19 protein-coding genes are annotated in these 25,303 nt (G+C 62.6%); 12 read left to right on the forward strand and 7 right to left on the reverse strand.

Features of this window, described 5'->3' with window-relative positions; translation table 11 throughout:
- Positions 1 to 179 precede the first annotated feature (179 nt).
- Entirely contained in the window at positions 180 to 1,364 is a 1,185-nt protein-coding gene (locus WEA80_03365; protein MEX1185605.1) for a tyrosine-type recombinase/integrase, read from the reverse strand.
- 448 nt (positions 1,365 to 1,812) lie between these two features.
- Complete coding sequence (locus tag WEA80_03370) at positions 1,813 to 2,007, reverse strand: hypothetical protein (protein MEX1185606.1); 195 nt, start codon at positions 2,005 to 2,007, stop codon at positions 1,813 to 1,815.
- A gap of 501 nt (positions 2,008 to 2,508) precedes the next feature.
- On the opposite strand from WEA80_03370, the gene WEA80_03375 reads away from it, so the two are divergent.
- On the forward strand, positions 2,509 to 2,766 hold the full coding sequence (locus tag WEA80_03375) for a helix-turn-helix transcriptional regulator (GenBank protein MEX1185607.1): 258 nt from the start codon (positions 2,509 to 2,511) through the stop codon (positions 2,764 to 2,766).
- Positions 2,763 to 3,851: a hypothetical protein gene (locus WEA80_03380; protein ID MEX1185608.1), complete on the forward strand. Its 1,089-nt coding sequence runs from the start codon at positions 2,763 to 2,765 to the stop codon at positions 3,849 to 3,851. The genes WEA80_03375 and WEA80_03380 overlap by 4 nt, the downstream gene beginning before the upstream one ends.
- Here WEA80_03380 and WEA80_03385 read toward each other — a convergent pair.
- Positions 3,827 to 5,755 (reverse strand): N-6 DNA methylase, encoded by a 1,929-nt coding sequence (locus WEA80_03385; GenBank protein MEX1185609.1) that lies wholly within the window; start codon positions 5,753 to 5,755, stop codon positions 3,827 to 3,829. The two genes, WEA80_03380 and WEA80_03385, sit on opposite strands and share 25 nt — an antisense overlap.
- Before the next feature lie 347 nt (positions 5,756 to 6,102).
- On the opposite strand from WEA80_03385, the gene WEA80_03390 reads away from it, so the two are divergent.
- The 3 genes from WEA80_03390 to rmuC all read left to right on the forward strand — a co-directional run bounded on the left by WEA80_03390 (position 6,103) and on the right by rmuC (position 10,635).
- Positions 6,103 to 6,324: a hypothetical protein gene (locus WEA80_03390; GenBank protein ID MEX1185610.1), complete on the forward strand. Its 222-nt coding sequence runs from the start codon at positions 6,103 to 6,105 to the stop codon at positions 6,322 to 6,324.
- Between the two features lie 240 nt (positions 6,325 to 6,564).
- Positions 6,565 to 8,955 (forward strand): Z1 domain-containing protein, encoded by a 2,391-nt coding sequence (locus WEA80_03395; protein MEX1185611.1) that lies wholly within the window; start codon positions 6,565 to 6,567, stop codon positions 8,953 to 8,955.
- Between the two features lie 444 nt (positions 8,956 to 9,399).
- Complete coding sequence (gene rmuC, locus WEA80_03400) at positions 9,400 to 10,635, forward strand: DNA recombination protein RmuC (GenBank protein MEX1185612.1); 1,236 nt, start codon at positions 9,400 to 9,402, stop codon at positions 10,633 to 10,635.
- A 176-nt stretch (positions 10,636 to 10,811) separates the two neighbouring features.
- On the opposite strand, the gene WEA80_03405 is transcribed toward rmuC, so the two are convergent.
- Both WEA80_03405 and WEA80_03410 read right to left on the reverse strand, forming a co-directional pair.
- Positions 10,812 to 12,275: a DUF2779 domain-containing protein gene (locus tag WEA80_03405; GenBank protein ID MEX1185613.1), complete on the reverse strand. Its 1,464-nt coding sequence runs from the start codon at positions 12,273 to 12,275 to the stop codon at positions 10,812 to 10,814.
- A gap of 523 nt (positions 12,276 to 12,798) precedes the next feature.
- The gene (locus WEA80_03410; protein ID MEX1185614.1) at positions 12,799 to 13,119 is read right to left on the reverse strand and encodes a DUF5615 family PIN-like protein; all 321 of its coding nucleotides are present in this window, start codon (positions 13,117 to 13,119) and stop codon (positions 12,799 to 12,801) included.
- Between the two features lie 702 nt (positions 13,120 to 13,821).
- On the opposite strand from WEA80_03410, the gene WEA80_03415 reads away from it, so the two are divergent.
- On the forward strand, positions 13,822 to 16,437 hold the full coding sequence (locus WEA80_03415; protein ID MEX1185615.1) for a hypothetical protein: 2,616 nt from the start codon (positions 13,822 to 13,824) through the stop codon (positions 16,435 to 16,437).
- Positions 16,434 to 16,970 (forward strand): DUF6438 domain-containing protein, encoded by a 537-nt coding sequence (locus WEA80_03420; GenBank protein MEX1185616.1) that lies wholly within the window; start codon positions 16,434 to 16,436, stop codon positions 16,968 to 16,970. Before WEA80_03415 ends, WEA80_03420 begins: the two co-directional genes overlap by 4 nt.
- A 7-nt stretch (positions 16,971 to 16,977) precedes the next feature.
- Here WEA80_03420 and ppc read toward each other — a convergent pair whose 3' ends face one another.
- Positions 16,978 to 19,776, reverse strand: coding sequence for a phosphoenolpyruvate carboxylase (ppc, locus tag WEA80_03425; GenBank protein MEX1185617.1), 2,799 nt, complete (start codon positions 19,774 to 19,776; stop codon positions 16,978 to 16,980).
- A gap of 279 nt (positions 19,777 to 20,055) precedes the next feature.
- Between ppc and WEA80_03430 the strand changes: the two genes are divergently transcribed.
- The gene (locus WEA80_03430) at positions 20,056 to 20,400 is read left to right on the forward strand and encodes a hypothetical protein (protein ID MEX1185618.1); all 345 of its coding nucleotides are present in this window, start codon (positions 20,056 to 20,058) and stop codon (positions 20,398 to 20,400) included.
- Positions 20,401 to 20,425: 25 nt separating this feature from the next.
- On the opposite strand, the gene WEA80_03435 is transcribed toward WEA80_03430, so the two are convergent.
- Positions 20,426 to 20,884 (reverse strand): hypothetical protein, encoded by a 459-nt coding sequence (locus WEA80_03435; protein MEX1185619.1) that lies wholly within the window; start codon positions 20,882 to 20,884, stop codon positions 20,426 to 20,428.
- 114 nt (positions 20,885 to 20,998) lie between these two features.
- On the opposite strand from WEA80_03435, the gene WEA80_03440 reads away from it, so the two are divergent.
- Genes WEA80_03440 through WEA80_03455 form a run of 4 tightly spaced genes read left to right on the forward strand, consistent with a single transcriptional unit; the run spans position 20,999 to position 25,188 of the window.
- On the forward strand, positions 20,999 to 21,703 hold the full coding sequence (locus tag WEA80_03440; protein MEX1185620.1) for an SDR family oxidoreductase: 705 nt from the start codon (positions 20,999 to 21,001) through the stop codon (positions 21,701 to 21,703).
- Entirely contained in the window at positions 21,700 to 22,950 is a 1,251-nt protein-coding gene (locus WEA80_03445) for a dicarboxylate/amino acid:cation symporter (GenBank protein MEX1185621.1), read from the forward strand. The genes WEA80_03440 and WEA80_03445 overlap by 4 nt, the downstream gene beginning before the upstream one ends.
- A complete protein-coding gene (locus tag WEA80_03450; GenBank protein ID MEX1185622.1) occupies positions 22,943 to 24,301 on the forward strand; it encodes an MFS transporter in 1,359 nt (452 codons plus the stop codon). The genes WEA80_03445 and WEA80_03450 overlap by 8 nt, the downstream gene beginning before the upstream one ends.
- Entirely contained in the window at positions 24,301 to 25,188 is an 888-nt protein-coding gene (locus WEA80_03455) for a serine hydrolase (GenBank protein ID MEX1185623.1), read from the forward strand. Before WEA80_03450 ends, WEA80_03455 begins: the two co-directional genes overlap by 1 nt.
- The last annotated feature ends 115 nt before the right edge of the window (positions 25,189 to 25,303 follow it).

The raw sequence follows: 25,303 nt of genomic DNA on the forward strand, positions 1-25,303 counted from the left end.
GAGTGGTTTAAGGCGCACGCCTGGAAAGTGTGTGTACGTGAAAGCGTACCGTGGGTTCGAATCCCACCCCATCCGTTCGAGAAGGCGTTATCCCGTTTGCGTTTAGAGAACGCAGCGGGATTTCTTCTTTTTGGGACTGAACCGCCCAGGTGTCGGTTCGTGGTGTCGGTTGGTCCGGGCTAGCCCGTAGCGCTCATTTTCCTGCGTGTAGTCAGCGCCTCTCGCTGCAGCTCCAGATCGGGCTGCTGATAGACCAGGAGCACGGTCTGCGGGTTTTTCCAACCTCCCATGTAGGCGAGGTCTCGGAGATTCGTGTCCTTCAACTCAGACGCGAACTTCCGGCGGGCCGAATGGAAGCCCATTCCATGCACATGCTCGATCCCGGCCTTTGCTTCCGCCCGTCTCCACCATTTGTTGGCTGTATGGCATGGCAGCGGCCGTGAGGGGTTCGTATCCGACGGGAATATCCAATGCTCACCGATGGCTCCCTCTGCCTTCTGGAGCCGGTCCAGCGCCTCGGCGGCCCTGTTGGACAAAGGCGTGGTATGCAGAAATCGGATCTTGTCGTTCTCGGCCCGCCACCGGACGACTTTCTTTTCAAGATCGATGTCCGACCAGCGGAGATGCCGCACTGAAGCCGCGCGGTGTCCTGTCTCGTGAACCAGGATAAAAAACGGTTCGCATAGACGGTGAACCTCTCGCGCCACGGAGAGCATTTTTCCGTATTGCTCGTCCGCCAGCATCGGACGGTGCGGGCTGTTGGTCTCGGAAGGGTAGGGCAGTCCCTTCAGAGGGTTATGGGTGAGAAGCGGCACATCCCGGTCATCCCGTGCCGTCGTCGCGAAGTTGAGCACCGCCATCAGATACTTGAGATCGTAGCGGGCCTGCCTCTCGCCCACCGGCTTGACCGGTAGATCCTCCCGGCTGGCCGGACGCAACGCGCCGCTCTGCCTCTCGCGGATGAACTTCTGCCAGTCGCGAACATTGAGCGTGCTCGGGTGACGTTTAGCTCCGAAGCAGCGGCAGAACATCTCGGCGCACATAGCGTCGTGCGCCTGCTTGCCAGGCGACTTGCCGGGCGTCACTTCCTTCAAGTACCAGTTGTAAAAAAGCGCATGCAGGGTCAGTGCTGACGCCTGCGGAGCTTCTCCCCTTCGCAGTGCCGCTGCCAGCTCGTCCGCCTTGAGCTTGGCGTGTTGCCGGTCACTCTTCCCGAGAGAAACCCGTTTGCGTACCGGCTCGGCGTTGGGCTGGCGTTCGTAGAACTCAAGAAAGGATTGGCCTCCCTTCTCGTACGCGCGCACTCGATTCGTGCCCTTCTCGCCGGACCGGTAGCTCCAGCCTTCCTTCGTTGCGTTATCCATCGCGTTTCCCCTTTGCGGAGTTGGCGACGGACCGCGCAATGTCCTGTGCAGATTCAACGATGCGCACTGGCGAGGGGAGCGGCAAGGGACGCTTTCGCCGGTGGAGCAAGTCTCTTCGGCGAACGCGTGGAGCGATCTTGCTTCCCGCATTCTCGATCTGACCGGAGCGAACCCAGCGTCCGACCTGCTTTGGGCTGTAGCCCGTTTCCTGGGCAGCTTCGGTGAGCGAGAGCGTTCGGTCGGGAGACGCCTGGCGAATTTCCCGCAGGCTCGATACAACGGTTCGAACCAACGCTGCGGCGTCAGCGTGGATGCCAAGCTCCGCGCAGGACGCAGCGAACGTCTGCTCCCACCAATCGAGGGCTGTATCCTCGTCGGAGATCTCGCCGAACGGGAAGGGAATCACCGATTCCCCGCGCTCGTCCAACACTTCGTTTGCAACGACGCCTCAGCTCTCTTTTGTTTCGTCGTCGTCGCTTTCGTCCAAATCGTCGTCGATTAGCTCATCGCCGGGTTCTTCGTCGCTGGCCTGGTACTTATCGACCATGCCAGCCAGCCGCTCGTTTTTTTCCCATAGGCGGGCGTTCTCTTGCCACAGCTTGTCGTTTTCTTCCTCAAGCTGCGCGATTCCCTTGCGTGCCACCTCAACCTCCTCGAAAAAAGTTTGGATTGTCCGACTTCCGAACTCCTAAGAGGAGGATCGTTTCGTAGTCAAGGGCGGGGGTATTCAGCCCATGCGCGTCCAGCGAAACCACAAATACACGTCAATGGTGAAAAGTCGTGTTGGAGACGTGTAGACGAAGTTTCGGGACGTGAAAAGGCGTGTAATCGGCGTGCAGGCGAAGGTGTCGAAACGTGTAAAATGCGGTACTGGTTGTGAAAACATGAGCAATAATTAGGTGAAAATACTTTGGGCGTTGGCATCGATTGGTGCGCTGCCACCCGATATCAATTGGCTGATGTCGTGTGCGTTGCTCGTCGGAGACGAGTCGGCGTGGCGACGGTGACGGGTGTCGTCTACGTCAGCCGATCAGCTCACGAAAGCGGGGCCACTTGGCCAGCGGAAGGTTGGCCATGTCACAGTCGGATTTGGACTATGCCAAATCCGACTGTACGATCCCGCGCGGTGCTTATCCACTCATAAATGCGAAAGTCTCTTTTCTCCAAAGAGTACAGCGCGTTCTTAAATCATCTCAAAAGAGCGCGGGTGCGCGCAGGCATCACGCAGCAGGAACTCGCAGTGCGCCTCTCCACGACACAATCCTTCGTCAGCAAGTGTGAGCGAGGTGAGCGCCGCCTTGACATTATCGAGCTTCGAGCTTGGTGCGGTGCTCTTGAGGTTTCCCTACCAGCGTTCGTAACTCAGCTTGATCGGGCGCTCGTCAAGGTTCCAGTCCGATGATCCAGCAGATTTTCGAACGGTTTGCGACGGCGGACCGATTCAACCTACGTCAGCTCCATCAAGAAATTTGGCCCATATTCGAGGCCGACCCCGTCGTGAGCGAACCCCTGAGACTGCTTAGGGAGCGGTTGGGAGACAAACACTACCGAAGTCTCGGAAACGCCTTGTTGCGCCACGTCTTCTTAATTGAGTTGGTGAAGGTGCCTGCGATCGAAACCACGAAGTACCGCGTGCGATGGTTTGAGCAGCTAACTGGCGATCCGCGCTGGTGCTCCTTCGACGAATGCTTGGACATAGCGCGGGACCTCACAACCCATCTGAGTGACGGCTGGCTGGACGACCCGGACCACGAGCAGGCGCTCAAACTGTGTTTTGAACACTGCCTGTTACCGTATGAGGTTCCGCTTGATTACGCGACACGTCCGGAGCCCAATGATTCCAGTACAAGGATTCATCGGCGTCAGAATCTCGTCTGGATATCTACCGAGACGATGTTGCGGACACTCAGGCTTCGCCAGTTCTTGACGGACTCGGCTTCTAGCCCGGACGCTGAGTTCTTTGCGAAAGTTCTTGACCGGAAGGTAGTGGTTAAGACGTACCTCACAGATCGCGCACTAACCGGCGAGTTCAAGACGAATCGAGAGAAGCGATGGGAAACGCACCCTCGGTCGGTGCAGTTCGCCGACAGGCGAACGTGCATAGCCATCGAGCACACTCTTATTACGCAGCTTTGCGCGTTCGAAGGATTCCCAAAGGAATCGAGAGACATTCTACAGGCAAAAGGTTTTCTTCCTCAACCGCTTGAGACCTTTCGCTGTCCAATCACGCTCGATGCCCTTTCCTTTCTAGCTTTTCACGAAGCACTTGAGAATCCCTCGCATGGGAGATCAGAGTTTCAGGTAGCACATCTCAACCCGCTAAAACTTGACGCGCCGGCAAGTCTCACAGGATCGGGACATACCGCCGGAAATATCAGCTGGATCTCGGCGGATGGAAATCGCATTCAAGGCAGCATGGGCATAACGGAGATTCGAGCACTCCTACGGCGCATTGCAAGCAATTACGAAGCGAGGGGCTGGGTCTGAAGTAAGTTCGAAATTTCCGTAACCGCCTGCTTCGCTTGTTTCATGAGTGCTCTTGCTTCAATCCTCTTTTGAACCGCTTGCCTTACGGCTGCGTCAATTCGCTCGCGAGCGTCGGACGCCCTGGGTATCGGTAGAACTAGCTCGCGAATTCGCTCCCCGAGGCTGTCGATGATGTCCTGGGTGAACTGCTTGGACCGAATTTGTCGCTGCACAATTGGTGAGCTTAGTACAGCGATGAGCAGGAAGGGAGTTAGGCCGAGCTGGTTGGCCTGAACGCGGATCTTATAGATGTGACTCTGGTAGACGATTTCGCGGTCCTCTTCTGTCACAACCGCGCAGGTACCGATAAGGTAGGTGCCATCTTTTACCATAAGAATGTCTAACGGTCGTACGTCCTGCTTCTTGCGGAAGGACTCGTAGATCTTTCGATCGACACTGTGCTTCGCGTCAGCCTTTATCTCCCAATTACTTATGTCCGATGTTCGGACGAAGGGGATATCACCAGTTCCGTAAGCAAGTTTCCCCAGTTCGTCGCCGGTGGCCACTGCAAACGTGCCGGAGCTAACAAGGTCACCGAAGAGTAAGAGGTCATGCGTGGCCTTTAGCGCGTTGAGGTCCGCATCAACTTGTGGGTCGTAGTATCGAGGGCATAGAACGTTGTTTGAGATCTCTGATTTGCCGATAAGAAAGCCTCGACTAGACGGTTTGAGTGTGTTGCCTGTGCGGGCTGCCTTCAAGTTGCCCGCGATTGCGGGTAGGTCATTCTTCGGGATTGTGCGGGCACGGGAGTCATGGCCACACCATTTCGCCTCGGCCATAAATACCGAGTTTCCACGCTGTCTGCCGCCGCCGTTCTTCACCGCAACGAGCAGGCAAGTTTTTGTGTGAGTGCCGCCCTTACCTGACGTCTTAAAGAGGGCTTCGGGCATGCCCATCACCGCCTGCACATCCGCCTTAGCCAACAGGTATTCAGTTACATAGCGGTATGATTTGTTTGAGAGCACGCTCTCGGGGAGCACCATTCCGAGCCGTCCACCTGGCTTGAGCAGCGACAAACAACGCTCCACGAACAAGACTTGGGGAGGAACTTGCGCCTGCATCTCACTCGTTGGGCCCCAAGTATCAGATGCTTTGTCATAGCGCCACTTACGCGCGAGCTCAAAAGTGCGCAGCACCTCAGGCTTCGCAGCGACGATTCGCGTCCCGAATGGTGGATTTGTCAGGAGAACATCAAACCCCTCCTTCGGAAAGTGTTCACCAAACGCTCTCGATCCATCTTGAAGCGCGATGCTATCGGCACATGCGATGTGGGGGTGCCCGCCACTAAGCAGTGAGACATGAAGCCTCGCGAGCTTAACTAGATACTCATCTTTATCGATGCCGAAGAAGTCTCGCGAAACGAGCGATGACAAATTCTTCGCATCGGTGCCCCTTGCGACGTAGTGCCGAGCCACTGAGGTCAGGAAGCCGCCCGCACCGCAGGCCGGATCAATCACTAATTCGCCCGGCTTTGGGTCTACAGCCTCGACTAGCAGGTCGGTTACCACGCGGGGAGTAAAAAACTGTCCTGCCCTCCCACGTGACTCGCTGCCTACAAATACCTCGAACGCATCTCCAATGGGATCGCTTTCGGCATCAATGAGCGAAAATGCGCACTCGGCGAGAACAAAGCGGATCGCTTCCGGATCGAGAAGAATCTCGGTATCAGGTTCGAAAAGATCAGGAAAGTCCCCACGCACCCGCGCGAATACACTCCGGAGATGCCTAGCGCGTTCGAACGAGTCCGCCCCTGCCGAAATCTCTTCAGCCGCTCCCACCTCGACATACAGCTTGCAGAAGAGGCACTTTAGAACTTCCTCAAGGAGCGCGTCGTCGCGCGTTGCGCCGACGAATTGACCGGCCAAGTAGTTGCGAATGTTGCGAAACGCTTCCTTGGGGCTGCTCAGCCCTGGCAGGATAAGGCTATCCGTGTTCGAACGTTGAGTTAAGGCTCGCGCCATCCTTGGGCCCCTGTGAGAGTGGCTCTAACACTCCAAACATATCCTGTAGTCTAGGATGGGGCGAGACATATCCTGCTTCGCCCCCCAGTCTGGATATAATTACGGCTTGGGGGAAGGTACCCTTAGTCGGTCATAACGCGTTACCAAAGGGCACCTGCGGTAACCTTTTTTCAGCGCGATCGATCAGTTCGCGGGCCGGATGAGGAGAACAAAGCTGTAAGTCGAAGGCAACCAACCGGAGAGGCATGACAATGGCAAAGCACGACGTGTCCTTCAGTATCCCACAACGCGCACTTGGTAAAGCCGATGTCAAATTTCAGGTAAAGCGCGATGGCTCAGTGCACGGTACTCTTGAGGTTTCGAACGGCTCACTTGTGTGGTTTCCCAAGGGCACGACCTATGGACTGAAAATGAGTTGGGTGAAGTTTGACAGAATCATGCAGGACAACGCGACCAGATTAGAAAGGCGGTGATCGAATGCCGGTGTCTGCATCCTTTCGCGAACTCCCGAGCACTCTCACTTCCGATCGCGGGTCCGCTGAAATACTTCTATCCCTTTTGCACTTATTCAGAGGGCGGCGGAATTTCTCTTCTCCGTGAACCCTGGGGCGGCTGAGTAAGCGTTCTGTGAATACCGTTGACAGTGGTTGTGCACAGCGCTAACATTCTCCTGAGCATATTATTCACACTCGCACGGGAGTCAGGGAAACGGTATGGGCGAAACCCTTCTGGGAGTCTATGAGATTGCCGAGACCGCGAATGTCAGCCCTTCCGCCGTTGGCAATTGGCGAAAAAGGTTCCCCGACTTTCCGAGTCCACTGGCCGAACTGAAGTCGGGACCTGTCTTTTCGGAAAGTGCCGTGAAGTTGTGGCTAGCTAAACGTCAGTCGAGTGATGCAGCGCCACCGATCGACCTTTACTACGATCAATTGGCAAGCAGGCGGGGAGATCCACCCGAACTCCGAGAGAAAGTCGAGGAGGTGGTTGAGAAGCTTCAAGGTCAAGCCACGTCTACGAAGCGTCCGGGGATCCTCTTGGGTGGTGTGCAGAGCGGAAAAACCAGGGCATTTTTGGGAGTGATCGCTCGCGCTTTCGATCGGGGTTACGACATCGCCGTGATCCTCACGAAAGGCACCAAGTCCCTGGCCGAGCAGACTATTAGCCGCGCGAAGGACGACTTTCGAGAATTCATTGCTGCGGATGAGGTTGAAATATTCGACATCCTATCCGTGCCCGAACTCACTCCTTACGAGCTAACACACAAGCTCATTTTCGTAGTGAAGAAGGAGGACGACAATCTGCGCCGCTTATTGAGCCTCTTTGAGCAAACCTATCCCGCATTGCGAACCAAGACGGTTTTGATCATCGACGATGAGGCTGATCTAGCGTCGGTGAGTTTTCGTAAGACGAATGGTGTGAGTGGGGCCGGTGTCATCTCTCAGCAGATAGATCAGCTTCGGGGACTAGTGGCGAACGCCGCGTTTTTGCAGGTCACTGCTACACCCTATGCGCTATACCTTCAGCCTGAGGACGAAGTTGTTCTGAGTGGGGGGTCGCTTTTTCGGCCAAAGCGCCCCGCGTTTACCGTTCTGTTGCCGACACACGCGAAATATGTCGGAGGGTACGAATACTTCGAGAAGAGCACAGATAGCGATTCCCCGGGTTTCTTTTTTTACCGCGAAGTACCTTTGCCAGAACGTGATGCCCTAAAAAAAGAAGATCGTCGGCGGTTGCAAATCGACAAGGTTCTGACCGAGAAAAATGCGGGAATTCTCCGAGACGCCGTAGTTGCTTTCTTAGTGGGTGGTGCGATTCGCAGGCTGCAACAGAGGTCTGCGGGACAGCGGCCTCAGAAATACAGTTTCCTTTTTCACACTGAGCAATCGCGCGGATCCCATGAATGGCAAGAAAAGGTCGCTCGGGCGATAAGAGACTCCCTCGTCGAACAAGCTCGGGCGGACAGTCCTCTATTCAATGAACTCCTTCGCTCAGCGTATATGGATCTTCGTAGGTCGATCGAACTAGAGGGCGCAGTACCAAGCCTCGATGACGTTAAAAAGTCCGTGGTTGAATCGCTGCACAGCGGGCAACTTATGATCACGAAGGTGAACTCAGACCAAGACATTAAGCAGCTATTGGCGGAAGATGGGCAGCTCAAGTTGCGCACTCCATTTAACATGTTTATTGGGGGTCAGATTCTTGATCGGGGCATAACGATTAGCAATTTGATCGCATTCTATTATGGTCGGAATCCAAATCGGTTCCAGCAGGATACCGTTCTCCAGCATTCCCGAATGTATGGCGCGCGTCCGAGCGGCGATCTTGCTGTTACTCGGTTCTATGCACCACTGCATGTGTATCAAATCATGAAGCGGATTCATGAATTCGATGCGGCTCTTAGGGAAGCTTTCCAGTCCGGGGCGCACGACGGAGGAGTCTATTTTATTCAGAAGGACAGCTCCAAGCGGTTGGTTCCGTGCTCTCCCAATAAGCTGTTGTTCTCTGATGTGGTAAGCATCCGACCCGGCCGGCGTCTAGTACTTTCCGGTTTCCAGACTGTTCACCGGACCTATGGCGGAAAAAATTTGGCGGCCTTGGATAGGCGCATCGAGAAAATAGCTGGCTTGCGAATCGAGCCAATCCTAGTCAGTCTGCCGGAAGCCGTTGAGCTCTTGAAAATGGCATACTCGAATCTTGAATTCGACGATTCGAATGACGACGACCGGGAGGCGCATATCGCTGCTCTCGAGCACTTGTCTCGCACGACAAAGAATGCGTCTTTGAAGGGGAAAGTCTGGCTTTTGGTTGCGCGCGATCGAAATGTGTCTCGATATCGTGAAGAGGGCCGGTTCTCAAATGCGCCCGACACAAAACAACAGAAGGATCTCGCCCGGTTGAAGGCAGAGGATATTCCGGTCCTTATGCTTCTGCGTCAGAGTGGAGAGGAGGCGCAAGGCTGGCGAGGGCTCGCTTTCTGGTGGCCTGTAGTTATGACGCCGCGTTCGGGAGTCACTGCAATTTTCGCGACCGCACGAGCGGTTACGCCTACGGCGGCGACCAGCACTGGACCGATACGATCACTTCCAACAGAGCGGGATGGCTAGCAATGGAAGGGGAGTGGTCCAGCGCAGCCGGAGTGAGTTGTGAGCTTGAGATTGCGTCTTGAAACATCCCACATGATGGCTAGCGCGCACCCGTGGGTTCCTGCGCGGGGCAAGGACCGGCCTCCGAAGGCCCGCGCTCGCTTTGCCAGGAAACTATTCCCTGCTCCGCCGGCCATTGGGCTCGCGGTCGCATACTTTCTTTCCGGTTTCGTGGAGCGGTTTAGCTGAGGTGTTGGTTCAGGTGTTGGTTAGACCTGGACATGCCCGGAAATCGGGGCAGGGGTGCACAGGACATTTCGCGGTCCGCCAAAGGTCTTGAGCGAACGGCGGCAGTAGCTTAACTCACCGTCCACGGAACCCGGCACAGCTCAAGTGCAATTTCGCTCCGGGCAACCAGAATATCCCATCGGGTACCTGAATGTCTAGTCTCGGAGGCCGCGACGTATGACACAGACCTGGCTGATCGCGATGGCTGGCCTCTTGGCTGCCGTCCTCGTGCTGCAGATCGTGCTACTGAGAACTCGCGCCGATCCTACCGAGCTCGTCCGCACCGCTCTTCGAAATGAATTGAGTACCCTCCGTCAGGAAACCGTCAGCGGCGGAGTGCAGCTCCGGACCGAGATCGGCCAGAAGCTGGATGGAATGTCCAGTATCACGCTTGGCGCACTCGACCGATCGCGAGAGACGCTCGCGCAGAGTGTCAAAGAGATGCAGGAGGGGAACGAAAAAAAGCTCGAACTCATGCGACAGACGGTTGACGAGAAGCTTCAGGGAACGCTGGACCGGCGACTCGGCGAATCGTTCACGCTCGTACAACAGCAGCTCGAGTCCGTTCAGAAAGGACTAGGCGAGATGCAGCAGCTGGCTACGGGTGTGGGCGATCTCAAGAAGGTGCTATCGAACGTCAAGACACGGGGGATATTCGGGGAGGTGCAGCTTCGGGCGATCCTGGAGGAGATTCTGACACCGGATCAGTTCTGTGCCAATTATGCGCCGTCTCAGGATTCGCGGGATCACGTGGAATTTGCGGTGGCGCTCCCGGGCCCCGGGGGCATCGCAGGCCCGGTGTTCCTGCCGATCGACTCCAAGTTTCCCCAGGAGGACTACCTTCGCCTGCTCGACGCAAGCGACCGTGCCGACATCGCGGGCGTTGCTGAGGCGCGCGAGGCGATGTACCGGCAGGTGAAGAGCTATGCTAAGACCGTATGCGACAAGTACATCGTCCAGCCGCAAACAACCCCATTCGCGATCGTCTTCCTTCCCACCGAGAGCCTCTATGCCGAGGTCCTCCGCCAGCCAGGCCTTGTTGAGGAGCTTCAGCGTAAGTACTCGATCGCGCTTACTGGTCCGACCACACTTGGTGCATTCTTGACCAGTCTTCGGATGGGTTTTCACACCATCGCGATCGAAAAGCGCGCGAGCGAAGTGTGGAACGTTCTCGGGGCAGTGAAGACAGAGTTCTTGAAGTTTGGCGAAGTCCTGGACAAGGTGCACCGGCAGCTCGACTCGGCTCAGAAGTCGATCGGGGCTGCTGGCGTGCGGAAGCGAGCCATGGAGTGGAAGCTGCGAGACGTTCAGTCGCTCTCGGTACCCGACGCAAACAGGTTGCTCGAGTCGAACGCGGCGATCGACGAGGCAGACCCCGACCGGGTTACTGAGGACGCGGACGCGGATGACTGAGGGCCGTCGCACACACAGGTCCGGGGTCATTCGAGCTGTGCGCGGGTTGGTGGACTCCTCAACGAGGTTTAGCGAGAACCGGTGCGGGTAGCTTAGGCCAGCGTCCCGGGAACCGGGTACAGCTCAATCGGCTCGACGTGCTCGACCGGCGCTATCATCGATGCCGAGCGAGAACTCTAGCCCGCACCGGTCTTAATGCTGGAGGCCACCTCGTGGAGCCGAACCAATGCCATCGTATCCAGGCTGCAGTACATTAGCAACGCGCGTCGGTGCCGTTCGTGTGTGTCGGCGGGATACTCGCCGACTCGCATCAACCCAAACACACCCGCAGCGTCATCTCCATTGTTGACCGCCAAGGTATCGTAACGGAGGTCTGGCACCATCACGGGTAGGACCTTCTTGATTGATGTTCTTCCTCCAAAGCCTGGGTGCCAGTATCCATTCTTGAAGACTTGCTCGAGGTCAAAAAGGCGCGACACGACGAGGCCTATCGCTTCGCGAAGATCGGGAAAGAGAGTTGTGAGCGCCGTGAGTCGCGTCTTCTCATATGAGGAGTAGACCACGATCGAACCGGTACTTCCAAGGTCGGCAAGGAGCTGCTCCGTGAACGCTCGTCTCCAGTCGCCATCGACTGTGGCGAGATACTCGTGGTGTTCAAGCGTGGCGCCAGGCGCGCTCCGTATGTGCAGGGAATACTGAAAGGGAACGGCGTCGTACGGCGGCCTCCCTTCGAACCACGGCAGATGGGGCATGACTGCTTCGAAGTCGAGGTAGTACGCTGGCCAGGCAACGTCCTCGAGGATCTGGAGTCCAGCTCGTTCCGTGCGGGGCTGCCCAGAGCGAACGATCTCCGCGACTCGCTGCTGCGGTTCGGTCAGCTTCGCGGTCGAGGGGAGGTTGGTGACTCGCTCGTAAACGCGTAGCTCCACGAACTTCTTCTCGCTCAAACGAGGCAGAACGAAGAGAGGGTCTGCCACGCCCTTCCCGATGCAGACCGTGTCGAAGAACTCGCAGCCCTTGCATGCGAACTTGAGACTCGGCTCCGGTCGCTGGTCACCAGTAACGGCCGTCGCGATCGCCTGCGCGTCCTGGCTGAAAGCGGTCGCTCGCCGGAGCGCCTCGGCAGTTACGTCGAGTTCTACGAATAGATCGGCCTCGCCTCCGAGCGTGTAGTCTCGGTTCAGGAGGACGAGCGAGGCGCGCACAACCGCCAAGCCGGCCCTCGACGCGACACAAGTCGTGTACGCGAGATCGTCGAGGTACTCTTCCTTCACTCTGCCGTCTTGGGAGGACTGCCCTGATTTTATTTCGACGAGGGTCCAGCCATCATCTGAGTGGCGAAGGGCATCAGCGCGCGCGACCAGCCCTCCCCACTGGAACGAAGCTTCGAAGAGCAGATTGGACTCGGGGTTTTTCACCGCATCGTCAGTGGCCTGTAGCGCAGAATCGAATGGAGCGCGTTGCAATGAACGCCCTTCGCCCAGCCAAGCTCGCGCCCGGTGCGCCACGTCTGCTCCCGCGTAAAAGCGCCACCGGAGCCCAGGAGCAGGAACCTCTCCGGGCGCGTGATGAATATACCAGCCCTGAGTCAGACAACGCCGGGCGGCGAGGAATGCGCGTTTGTCGACAGGTTCACTCACAGCGCCTCCGATATGTCCCAATCTGATTTCGGATCCAACATCAGGAGCCAACGCACTCTACTCTAATGCCCGTCCGCGTATTCTGGGACAACGTCATCGCACGCTGGCCTGAATCGGAGGAAACGTCATCGAGCATGTTCGATTTCCTGTTCGGCAGCAAGCAGTCCACTTCGCCTCCGGCGCGAGGGCAACCGAGGCGAGCCTCTCTTAACCCCTCCTCGTTCTCACCCGAGTGCGGTCGCAGCGGTTATCGCTGGTGTCCTGTTTCGCCTTCGCCCGCGAAAAATCACTCGCTCGCTCGGCTTGGCTGTAGGTGTCGATTCAGGTGTCGGTTGGATGCGGACATGACCGGACATCGGGGCAGGGGTGCACAGGACATTTCGCGGTCCGCCATAGGTAAATGCGGACTTGAGGTCCTAATCCCTGCCTATACTTTCCGGCCTGGAAAGTGTGTGTACGTGAAAGCGTACCGTGGGTTCGAATCCCACCCCATCCGTCGGCGATTTCGCTCTTCAGCGGCCCGTCAGACGCCAACGAGAGTTGCTTCACCCTTTGGCGCGCTGACAATGGCCTGAAGTAGTTCCGGAATGAGACCTTCAAGATCCCGGAGCCGATTGCTGGGGGCGCGCAGGACCACGACCGCGATACCGCGTCCACCGAGGTTTTGCTGATAGCGAAGGCTCTGGTCCAGCGTGACGAACACATCGTATTCGCCGACTGCGGCGTCCAACAGAGCGCCGTTCGACAGGTCGGACCAACGTCTTTGGTGGATCGTCGCAACTTCGTGGCCGATGATCTGGTGGGCTAGCGCCCGTGGCAAATTGCCATCCAGTAGCACGCGCATCGGTTCGCTGAGCGGGTCCGCTTATGCTGCTGTCGCCGAAGCCGTTAGTGCGTCCTTTGCAAGCTCCAGTACGGCGATGGCGTGCTCACGTGAAACGCTCGGAAATTGATCTAGAAATACATCGAGCGAATCACCACCTTCGAGGTAATCAATGAGGCCCTGAACTGGCACTCGCGTTCCCGCGAACACCGGCGTTCCCCCCAGGCGGTCGGGCGAACTCGTGATCAGGGGATTGGGCAAAGACGGCATCATGAATACCCTCCAAAGTAATGGTCTAATCTACACCTAGAGGCTTGGCCTGAGCTAACGTTGCGAGTTCTACCTGCAAGCACAGCCTGCTGAGAGCAGGTGTCGGTTCAGGTGTCGGTTGGCTGCGGACATCACAGGACATCAGGGCAGGGGTGCACAGGACATTTCGCGGTCCGTCAGAGGTAAATGCGGACATCACGTCCCAATCCCTGCCAATATCTTCCGGTCTGGAAAGTGTGTGTACGTGAAAGCGTACCGTGGGTTCGAATCCCACCCCATCCGTCCGGAGGTCCGACAGCTCGCGCCGTCGGGCCTTTCTTGCACCAGGCGCCGGCGGGGCAAGGGCGACGGCACAATCAGCAGCTACTACGACTACTACGAGTAGTAGTGGCGTAAACCGGCCCGAAGTACGATGTTGTGGCCCGCTCGAAAAACATCTATTTACGAGGCCGGATGGCGTTCAATACGACGTCGAAGAGAAGGCAGCTGGCCGCGCTCGCAATCATCGCCGCGCAGCTCGCGCTGGCGTGTGGGGGCGGCGGCGACAAGCTGGACCCGTCGGTTCCCTCGAGCGTCGCGGCTACCTCCACGACCGCGCTGCAGGCGATCGCCGGCTCGTCGGTGGCGGAGAAGCCCTCCATCATCGTCAAGGACCAGCGCGGCAACCCGATGGCGAACGTGTCCGTCACCTTCGCCGCCGTGCTCGGCGGCGGCACGGTGTCCGGCGCGAGCCAGACGACCAGCTCCACGGGAATCGCCACCGTAGGCGACTGGGTGCTCGGCGCGACTGCCGGACCCAATGCGTTGACCGCCACCGCGTCCGGCCTGTCGCCGCTGACGTTCGCCGCGACCGGCGTCGCCGGATCAGCCTCGGCGATCGTCAAGAGCACCGGCGACGGCCAATCGGTGACGGTCGGCAGCGCGGTCCCGATCGTCCCATCCGTCATGGTCACCGATGCGAACGGAAATCCCCTCGCCGGCGCAGCCGTTTCTTTCATGATCGGTTCGGGCGGTGGCTCGATCACCGGCTTCTCGGCCACGACCGGAGCGAACGGAGTCGCGACGCTCGGAAGCTGGACGCTGGGAACGATCGCGGGGCCGAATGCGCTCATGGTCACGTCGGGCTCGCTCCCGCCTGCCGTTTTCACGGCGACTGCCGTAGCGGACGCGCCGGCCAAGCTGGGGCTCGTCACGCAGCCGGGAACCGCATCGGTCGGGGCGCCGATCACCGCGGCGCCCGTCGTGCACGTGCAGGACCAGTACGGGAATCTCATCACCACGGCGACGACCAGCGTGACCGCCTCGCTCGCGAGTGGAGAGGGCACGCTCGGTGGGACCGTCGCCGTGACCGCCGTCGCCGGCGTGGCGACGTTCAGCAACCTCGTGATCAGCGACTTCACCAGCGACGGCACGGCGACGCTGCGCTTCAGCGCGTCGGGATTGACGCCGGCCGCGTCGAGCGGGCTCACCCTGAACGGGTCGGTGGTGAACCTGACGATCGACGGCGTGCACCTCACCCAGTCCACGCAGACGTATCAGGGCTCCGTGCCGCTCATCGCGGGCCGCGCGGGACTGATTCGCGTCTTCGTCAAGGCCTCGAGGGCGAATTCTCTCACCCCGGCCGTCCGAGTGAGGTTGTATCGCAACGGCAGTCTCGTGCAGACCGAAACGATTGACGCGCCGACGCTGTCGGTACCCACCGCGGTGAACGAGGGCTCGCTCACGTCGTCGTGGAACGTGGCGGTAGCCGCGAACGTCATGCAGACCGGTCTTTCCATCCTCGCCGACGTGGACCCCTCGGGGACCGTCGCCGAGGGGAACCCGTCCGACAATTCGTTCCCTGTCTCCGGCACTCCGGCCGCGCTCGACGTGCGGACGGCAAGCACGCTCAAGGTGACGCTCGTGCCGGTCGTGCAGTCCGGCAACAACTTGCAGGGCGACGTGACGGAAGCGAACAAGCACGGGTATTTGGAGTTCGCGACGAGGATCTATCCGCTCTCGAGCTACGACGCGGTCGTTCGCGCTCCGTATACGTTCATCGGAGCTCTGGCCAACAATTATGGCCCGACCTGGATCGACTTGCTGGCGCAGATAAACGCGTTGCGCGTAAATGAAGGGCTCGACAGGCATTTCTACGGCGTGATCAAGCCGGACTACATCTCCGGCGGCACGGGCATGGGCTTCCTCGGTATGGCCGCGGCGATCGGCGTGGATTGGTCGTCCCCAATCGACGGCTCCACCCTGCGCGCGGTGACCGCCGCGCACGAATGGGGGCACAATTTCAATCGGCTGCACATCGCCTGTGGCGATCCTTCCGGTCCCGACCCGCTCTACCCCCACGACCCGAACAGCATCGGCGCGCACGGCTACGACGCAACCTCCGGCGCCTTGCTGCCGCTGCTGAGCTTCGTGGACCTCATGACATACTGCCAGCCGCGCTGGATCAGCGACTATACGTACAAGGCGGTGATAAACTTCCGGGCGGCGAGTGGCGGAGCCTCCGCCGCGGGCGCGCCCCGACGCTCGCTGCTCGTCTGGGGACGGATCGGGCCGGACGGAGTCGTGCTCGAGCCGTCGTTCGAGATCGACGCGCGGCCGTCGCTGCCGACGCGCGCGGGTCCGTACAGAATCCACGCCACCGACGCGGCCGGTCGCGCGATGTTCAGCTTCTCCTTCGCCGGAAACGAGATCGATCACGCTCCGAATCACCGCCTCTTCGCTTTTGTCGTGCCGCTTCCGGCCGGGCAGGCGAGACCGGCCGCTATCCGGCTCACCGCCAACGGACGCGAGTCCGTCCGCCGCAGCTCGCTCCTCCCGGGCCCGCTCGGCAACGCTCCGATCACTCCCGCGCCGGCGCGGCTCGACCGGATCGGTGGTCCGCGCTCGCGGCTGGAGTGGGACGCGAGGGCCTATCCGATGGCGCTCGTGCGCGATCCTGCGACGGGGCAGATCCTGTCGTTCGCCCGCGGCGGCAGGCTCGACATCGCCGTTCCGGGCCAGGAGCTGGACGTCACGTTCTCCGACGGCGTGAATTCGACGCGCCAGCGCATTCGGGTCGCGCCGCGATGACGCGGCCGTTCGAAGGATCGCCGGCGATGAGCCTGCGCGGCGCGGCGGCGCTGGGCGCGCTCGTGCTGGCCGGGTGCGCGCCCAACGGAGCGGTACCGGATTCTTCGGCCGCGACGCCGAGCGCCGCGCCCGCGTACACGCGCGTGACGCTCGAGCGGAAGCCCTGTTTCGGGACGTGCCCGGTGTATCGGGTGGCCGTGGCGGAAAACGGCGCCGTCGTATTCGAGGGGCTGCAACACGTGGATTCGATCGGCAGCTTCACCGGGCGGATAGATGCGCAGCGTGTCGCCGCGCTGGCGCGCCTCTTCGACGAGCACGATTACTTCGCGCTGGACGACAAGTACGCGTACGGCGAGCCGAACTGTCCGCAGTACGGCACCGACGCGCCGACGGTGATCACGTCTATCACCGTCGGGGGTCGCACGAAGCGAGTCGAGCATGATCTGGGCTGCGCCGGGGTGCCGCAGCGGCTGTCCGATCTCGAGAGCGGGATCGACGAGCTCGTCGGCACGTCGCGCTGGATACGGAAATGAGGCGCAGCTAGCCGGTATTTCTCAGCCCCTGCGCGATACCGCTCACGGTAGTCGCCAGCGCGGCTTCTACCGTCGGCCGGGCAGCGTCGTCCCGCGGCATCGCTTCCTTCCGGCGCAGCAGCGCGATTTGCAGCAGCGAGAGCGGGTCCACGTACGGGTTGCGCAGCGCGATCGCCGACTGCAGCACGTCGTTGTCGCGCAGCAGCTCGGCGCTGTCGCGGATTCGCAGCACCGCGTCCACCGCGCTCGCGTACTCGCGCTCGAGCTCTGACAACAGCGTGGTGTCGCCGCCGAGGGTGCCGACGTAAGCGCGCGCGATCTCCATGTCGGCTTTGGCGCACACCATCTCGATCTTGCTCAGCAGGTCGTCGAAGAACGGCCAGCGCGCGGCCATCCGCCGGAGCACGTCCAGCCCGCCGTCCGTGGACGCGTAATGCGCGAGCGCCGAGCCGGCGCCCAGCCAGCCGGGCAGCATCAGCCGGATCTGCGTCCAGCCGAAGCCCCACGGAATCGCGCGAATCCCGCTGATCCCGGAGCCGGCCCCGGGGCGGTACGCGGGGCGCGACCCGAACCGCGCGTCGGCCAGCTCGTCGATCGGCGTCGCCGTCCGAAAGAGCGTGAACAGCGCGTCGTCCTCGTGCACGAACCGCCGGTACACCGCGAGGCCGCGCGCCGCGAGGTCGGTCATGGTTGCGCGGAACTCCGCCATCTCGTCCGCGGTCGCGTCGCCCGGCGATTCATTGAACTCCTGCATGAGCGCGCCCGTGAGCATCACCTCCATCGTCCGCTCGGCGATCGGGAGCAGCCCGAACTGCTGCGAGATGATCTCGCCCTGCTCCGTGATTTTGATGCGGCCGTTCACGGTGCCCGGCGGCAGCGCCGCCAGCGCGCGCGCGACCGGCGACCCGCCGCCGCGGCCGACGCTCCCGCCGCGTCCATGAAAGAGCCGCAGTTCCACGCCCGCCTCGCGAAACACCGCGGCCAGCGACTCCTGCACCTGGTACAGCGCCCACGACGACGCGAGGATCCCGGCGTCCTTGCCCGAGTCCGAGTAGCCGATCATCACCTCCTGCCGCTCGCCGCGCGCGGCGAGCTGCCGGCGATACACCGGGTCGGCCAGCAGCGCGCGCATGATCGCGGGCGCGCGCTCGAGATCGGCGAGCGTCTCGAACAACGGCACGACGTCGAGCCGCGATTCGGGCGGCTCGGCGGCCAGATCGGCGAGCCCCGTCTCCCGCGCGAGCAGCAGCACGCGCAGCAGGTCGTCGGGCTCCGTCGTCATGGACACGACGTAGGTGCTCGCGGCCGCTTCGCCCAGCTCATCCTGGATGTCGCGCACCGCGCGAAACGTCTCGAGCACGCGCCGCGTATCGTCCGACACCTCGAGGTGCTGATTCACCAGCGGTCGCCGGCCCGTCAGCTCGGCGCGCAGCGCGTCCCCCGCGAGCGGAGGCACGCTCAGCAAAGCGGCGAGATCGTCCACCGCGGCGCGGTGTACGTCGGCGTGATCGCGTACGTCCATGAGGTAGCCGTGCAGTCCGTGCGCGCGGACCATGGCCAGCAGCGGGTCGATCGTCACGCGTCGGGCGTGCTCCGCTCCGGCCGCGACGAGATTCTCGCGCACGAGCAGGAGGTCCCGCTCCAGCCCGGCGGCGTCGGGGTACGCCGCGGGCTCGTCGGTGGCCCGCCCGGCGTCGCGCGCGGCGGTCAGCCGCCTGGTCGCCTTCACGCGCGCGGCCATGAGCGAGAGCTTGAGCCGGAGCGGCTCGTCGGCGTTGCGCGCGCGGTTCGCCTCATACACCTGCGGGAGGAGCTCGCTGTCCGATTCGATGGACGCGCGCATCGCGGCCGTGGGCGGCGCGATCGTGGCGGAGACGGACAGCCGCTCCACCAGATCCGCGAGCGCCGCGGCGTAACGCCCGAGCATCGCGTAGCTGGCGCGGCGCGCCGTCGCGATAGTCACGTCGGGAGTGACGAACGGATTGCCGTCCCGGTCGCCGCCGACCCAGTTGCCTATCCGCAGGGGGACGATCTCGCGCACGGCTTCGCCGCTGGCTTCGAGCTCGTCCTCGAACGCGCGCAGCAACGCCTCGCGCGCGCGCATCGCGGCGTCGAGCAGGCTCGTCTCGAGGTACCAGAGCACCGTGCTCACTTCGTCCCGCACGGTGGGGCGGTCCTGCCGCACTTCGGCGGTGATCCACAGCAGCTCGACTTCACCGTCGAGCGCTTCGTCGATCGCGCGCCGCTCCCCGTGCGGAGCTCCGTCGCGCGCGAGCAGCAGCTCCGCCACCCGCGCCTGGAGCGCGAGCAGCGTGCGCCGCGTCGACTCCGTGGGATGCGCGGTGAGCACGGGGCGAACGTCCAGCCCGGACATCGCCCTGGCGACCGCCGCCGCGTCGTGGCCGCGGTTCCGCAGCTCCCGCATCGCCCACCGCGCGGACGCGCTCTGCGGCTCCGCGTCCTCGACGCTCCGGTACGCGCGCGCGCGCCGGACACGGTGGACCTGCTCGGCCGTGTTGATGAGGAGGAAGAACAAGGTGAACGCGCGCGCCGTGACCGCGGCGTGCTCGAGCGGCAGCGCATCCACCCGGGCCAGGAGCGCGGCGAGCGATGGCGCGCCCGCTTCACCGCGGCGCCTGGCGCGGCACGCCTGCCGAAGCGACTCCACCGTCTCGAACGCGGCCTCGCCCTCCAGCCGGCGGATGACGTTGCCGAGTGAGGCGGCGAGCCGGCGCACGTCCTCGTGCAGCGGGACGTCCTCGGCGCGGACATCGGCTTCAGCCGGAGCCGCGGCCGCTTGCTTCAAGGAGTGGTCACCAGAACGAGCCGTGTCTTCATCGAGTCATTGTCGTAGGGTCTCCCCGATGACGAAAACCGGGTTCAACGCGGAATACTACCGCCGGCACTACGAAAATCGGTCCACCGCGGTCGTGACTCCGGCGCGGCGGCGCGCGGAAGGGAGGTTCGTGCTCTCGTTCTGCGGGAGGTTCACGTCGAATAAAGCCCTTTTGCGAGGACATTCGGCCTGCGCGGGCGGCTCTGGCACCGTGTTTGACAGCGTACGGAGGCGGAGGCTGGCCCACCCATGCCCTACAGGACGTTCGCGGACGAGGCAGGAAGAAGCTGGGAGATCTGGGACGTGCGGCCCGAGCGGATCGAGCGGCGCGATGGGGAGCGCCGCCAGGAGCGGCCCACTCCGTGGACGGGACTCGAGCGTCGGGTGGGGGAGGATCGCCGGCGGAAGGGCGAAGCTCGCCTGCACCTGAGTTACCCGCTCTGCGAGGGTTGGCTCGTGTTCAAGTCGGATCACGAGAAGCGGCGGCTGTCGCCGATCTTGGCGAACTGGGAGACCTTGCGCGGGCCGGGCCTCCGCGCCCTCTGGGAGAAGGCCGAAGTCATCAGCACCAGCATCAGAGTGCAGTCGGCCTAGCGCGCGACCACGCTCCCCGGCCGCGCTAGGAGATCTCGCGACTCGCGGCGGGCAGCTTGTGCTGTTCGGACAGCAGCTTGGTGGTGAAGCGCTGCCCCTCGGAGATCCGCTCGACTTCGACGGCGATCGCCTCGACTGCCTGGTTGAGCTGCGCGAGCTGGGCCGTCATCTCCGCCGGCACCTTCGGGGCGTGACCGGCGCGGTCGATACGCCGGGCAATGGCGCGAGCTATTGGAAAGCCGATGGTGATCATGACGAGCATGAACATCGCGGCGATCGCCACTTCCTGCACGCGAGGTGGGATGTCCTCCGGAATTCCCCAGGAGGGCGGCACCTGCGTGGTCGCGACTCCCGGAGCGGCAGGGGCGACGACCGTGATTCGGCCGGCCTCGTCCTGCGCGATGCGCGCATTTTCGATCGTCTGCTGGATCTGCTCGCGGAGCTGCTCTCGATCGATTGTTCGCTGCGTGGGTGCGGCCTGCATGTAGGTCTCGGCGTGTGGGTATCCGAACTGGTATGACACTCCCTACGTCGTGGGAGTGAGCCCCGTTTCACGACTAATTTGCCGCGTGGTGGGCGCATCGCGTAATATCGGGCCGTGAGCAAAGCCGATTTTTCGGGAAAGACCGTCGTCCTCACCGGCGTCGGCCGCGCCGGCCAGGTCGGTGAAATCGTGGCCAGGGCGTTCGCCGACGCCGGCGCGCGGATGGCGCTGATCGACCGGGACGACCAGGTGAAGGCGCGGGCGGCCGAGCTCGGCGGCAACGCGTCCGCCCACGTCTGCGATCTCACGAACGCGGACGAGGTCGCCGCCACGGCGCGGCAAATCGAAGCGGATAGCGGCGGATCGATAGCCGCGCTCGTCAATCTCGCGGGCGGCTTCGGCATGAGCGGCCCGGTCGCCGACAGCGACCCCGCCGTTCTGCACAAGCAGATCGCGATCAACCTCACCACGGCCTATCTCGCGACGCGCGCCTTCCTCCCGCTGCTGCGCAAGGGAAAAGGCGCGATCGTGTATTTCGCGTCGGCCTCCGTTCTCCCCGACGGCGCGTCGAAGAACATCAGCGGGTACGCGGCGGCGAAAGCGGGCGTGCTCGCGCTCATGCGATCCGTCGCCGCCGAGGAGCTTGGCGCGGTGCGGGCGAACGCGCTCGCGCCCACGCAGATAAGGACCGCCGAGAACGTCGCCGCGATGGGCGCGGACGCCGCGTACGTCGAGCGCGAGGCCGTCGCCGAGGCCGTGCTCTTCCTCTGCTCGAGCGCGAGCCGCAACGTCACCGGACAGGCGATCAAGCTCCAGTGAACAAGTCGCTCGCGCTGATCCTTGCTCTGATCGCGGGCCTGGCAATCGGCGCGCTGCTCCGCGCGTACGATCCGGCGCTGGCCGATTCCGCGATCGCGCTGGCCGACCCGGTGGGGACGCTCTGGGTCAACGCGATCCGGATGACGGTGATTCCGCTGGTCGTGTCCACCGTCCTCGCGGCGCTGCTCGCGCCGGGGTCGCGCGCGCTGTTCGCCCAGCTCGGCTGGCGCGCCGCCGCGCTGCTCGGGGTGCTGGCGCTCGTGCTTTCGTCGGTGTCCGTGCTTGCGGCGGGGTCCGCGTTCGCGTGGCTGCCGCTGGACGACGCGCGCGCCGCGGCGTCCGGGCTCGCCACCACCGGGCTGGCCGCGGAGGTGCCGGGCATCGGGGAATGGCTCGTCAGTCTCATACCCGTAAATCCGGTGAAGGCCGCCGCCGACGGCGCGATGCTCCCGCTGTTGATCTTCACGATCTCGTTCGGACTCGCCGCCACGACCCTCGCTGAAGCGGGTCGCGAGCGGCTGCGCGAGCTGACCGTCGCCATCTCCGACACGATGCTGCGCATCGTCGAGTTCGTGCTCCTGCTCGCGCCGGTCGGTGTGTTCGCGCTGTCCCTCGTGTTGGCCGCGCGGCTCGGCGCGAGCGCGGTCGGCGCGCTCGGCGTCTTCGTGGCCGTGGTTGTCGTGCTGTGCGTGCTGACCATCGCCGCCTTTTATCCGCTCGTGGCGGTCGCCTCCACGACGAGGGTGCGCGATTTCGCCGCGGCCTCCACCGCCGGACAGGCGCTTGCCTTCAGCGCGCGCTCGTCGCTGGCCGCGCTGCCGGCGATGCTGGAGGGCGCCAGGGAGCGGCTCGCGGTGCACCGCGATCTCCCCGGTTTCTTTCTGCCGATCTCGGCTTCGATCTTCCGCCCCGGAAGCGCCGTGGCGATTCCCGCCGGCGCCATCTTCGTGGCGCGGCTGTACGGCGTCGACCTCGGCGCCGCCGACCTCATTACGATCGCGGTGACTTCCGCGCTGCTCACGTTCAGCGTGCCGTCCATTCCGGGAGGAACGATTCTCATCATGGCGCCGGTTCTCGCGGCCGTCGGAATCCCGGTTGCGGGTATCGGCGTGCTGCTCGCTCTCGATGCCATCCCCGACATGTTTCGCACAACCACGAACGTGACCGGTCACATGGCGGCCGTCACGATACTGGACCGGTGGGCCGGTGACGCCGCGCTCCCCGAACCGGCTGCCGGCCATGAGTGAGACGGCGGCGGTCGGCGAGAGGTTTACGATAGACAAGAAGTCGCTGCGAAACGTGATCGCGGCTTCGTCCGCGGGCACGATGATCGAGTGGTACGACTTCTACATCTTCGGCGCCCTCGCGGCCGTGCTCTCGACGCACTTTTACCCAGAGGGGAGCCCGACACTCAACTTCCTCAAGACGCTGGCGACGTTCGCCGTCGGCTTCGCGGTGCGTCCGTTCGGCGCGCTGGTGTTCGGCAGGATCGGCGATCTGGTCGGACGCAAATTCGCTTTCCTGATCACGCTGCTGATCATGGGCGGCGCGACCGCGGCGATCGGCTTCCTCCCCACGTACTCGCAGATCGGGACGGCCGCGCCCATCCTGCTCGTGATCTTCCGGCTGCTCCAGGGTCTCGCCCTCGGCGGCGAGTACGGCGGCGCCGCGATCTACGTGGCCGAGCACTCGCCGGACGGGAAGCGCGGCTTCTACACGAGCTTCATTCAGACGACGGCGACGCTCGGGCTCTTTCTCTCGCTCGGCGTCATCCTGATCGTGCGGGCGTCCATGTCCGAGGAAGCATTCCGGGCCTGGGGCTGGAGAATTCCGTTCCTGCTCTCGATCGTGCTGGTCGGCCTGTCGTACTACATCAGGAGCCGCCTGGCCGAGTCGCCGCTGTACACGCGGCTCAAGCAGGCGGGGAAGACGTCGAAGGCGCCGATCACCGATTCGTTCGGCACGTGGCCGCGCTGGAAGTTCTTCCTGCTGGTGCTGTTCGGCGCGACGGCGGGGCAGGCGGTGGTCTGGTACACGGGTCAGTTCTACGCGCTCTTCTTCATGCAGACGGTGCTGCAGGTCCCGCTGACCATGTCGTACTTCATCGTCGCGGCCGCGCTCATCCTCGGCACGCCGATGTTCATCGTCTTCGGCGCGCTGTCCGACAAGATCGGCCGCAAGAAGGTGATGATGGCGGGCAACCTGCTCGCGGCGCTGTCGTACATTCCCATTTACATGGCGATGAAGCACTTCGCGGATCCCGTCAATCCCGTGATGTTGACCGCCCTCGTGCTGCTCCAGGTGGTCTTCGTGACGATGGTGTACGGCCCGATCGCGGCGTTTCTCGTGGAGGCGTTTCCGGCGAAGATCCGCTACACCTCGCTGTCACTGCCGTATCACTTCGGCAACGGCTGGTTCGGCGGCTTCCTGCCGCTGATCGCCACCGCGCTCGTGGCCCGGACCGGAAACATCTACGCCGGGCTTCTCTTTCCGATCACCATCGCGCTGACGACTTTCGTGGTGGGCTCGCTCTACCTCACCGAGCAGCACAAGACGCGCATATGGGATGAGGTCGAGGGGGAGGAGCAGGCCGCGTGATGCATCTGCTGCTGCTCGCGCAGGTGATTACGCTGGCCGACACGTCGCTCGCGGCGGCCATAGACCGGCGCGTAGCCGCGACCGACAGCGCGCAGGTCGCCGTCGCGATCGTTGATCTCGGATCCGGCGCGAGCTGGTACCGCAACGCCGACACGGTCTTTCACGCCGCCAGCACGATGAAGGTGCCGGTGCTGGTCGAAGCGTTTTACGCGGCGCGCGAGGGACGCATCTCGCTCGAGCAGGAGCTGCTGGTCGTGAACCAGTTCGCATCAATCGTCGACGGGAGCCCGTACGCCCTGGACGCCCGCGTGGACGGCGATTCGGCGCTGTACGGACTCGTCGGGCGGCGCGTGCCCGTCCGCGACCTCGCCCGCCGGATGATCACGCGTTCGAGCAACCTCGCGACCAACATCATGGTCGCCGTGCTCGGCGCCGGGCAGATCAACACCACCGCGCGAAAGCTCGGCGTGACCAGATCGCTGGTGCTGCGCGGCGTCGAGGACCAGAAGGCGTTCGACCGCGGGATGAGCAACACCATGACCGCGCGCGATCTCGCCACATTGTTCGCCGCGTTGCAGCGCGGGCAGATCGCCGGGCCGGACGACACCCGCGACATGCTGGACATCCTGCTGGCGCAGGAGTTCAACTCGAAGATCCCGGCTGGGTTGCCGCCGGGAACGCGCGTCGCCCACAAGACCGGCGAGATCACCGCCGTGTCGCACGACGGCGGGATCGTGTACCCGCCGGGGCGCGCGCCCTACGTACTGGTCGTGCTCACCCGCGGCGTACGCGACGGCCGCGCTTCCGCCGCGCTGATCGCCGACATATCGCGAATCGTGTACGCTCACGTTGTCGGGCCACAAGCGGGAACGCAGCCGCGCCCGTGACCTCACTCAGCTGGGCGTGATTGCTCCTGCTTGCGAGGAACGGCGCATGGTCACAGCGTCGACGTGGATAACAATGCCCCATGCAGACGTCGCTAGCTCTGGATGGGTGCAGCAC

The organism is Gemmatimonadaceae bacterium, assembly GCA_040882285.1.
Lineage (GTDB): Bacteria > Gemmatimonadota > Gemmatimonadetes > Gemmatimonadales > Gemmatimonadaceae > JACDCY01.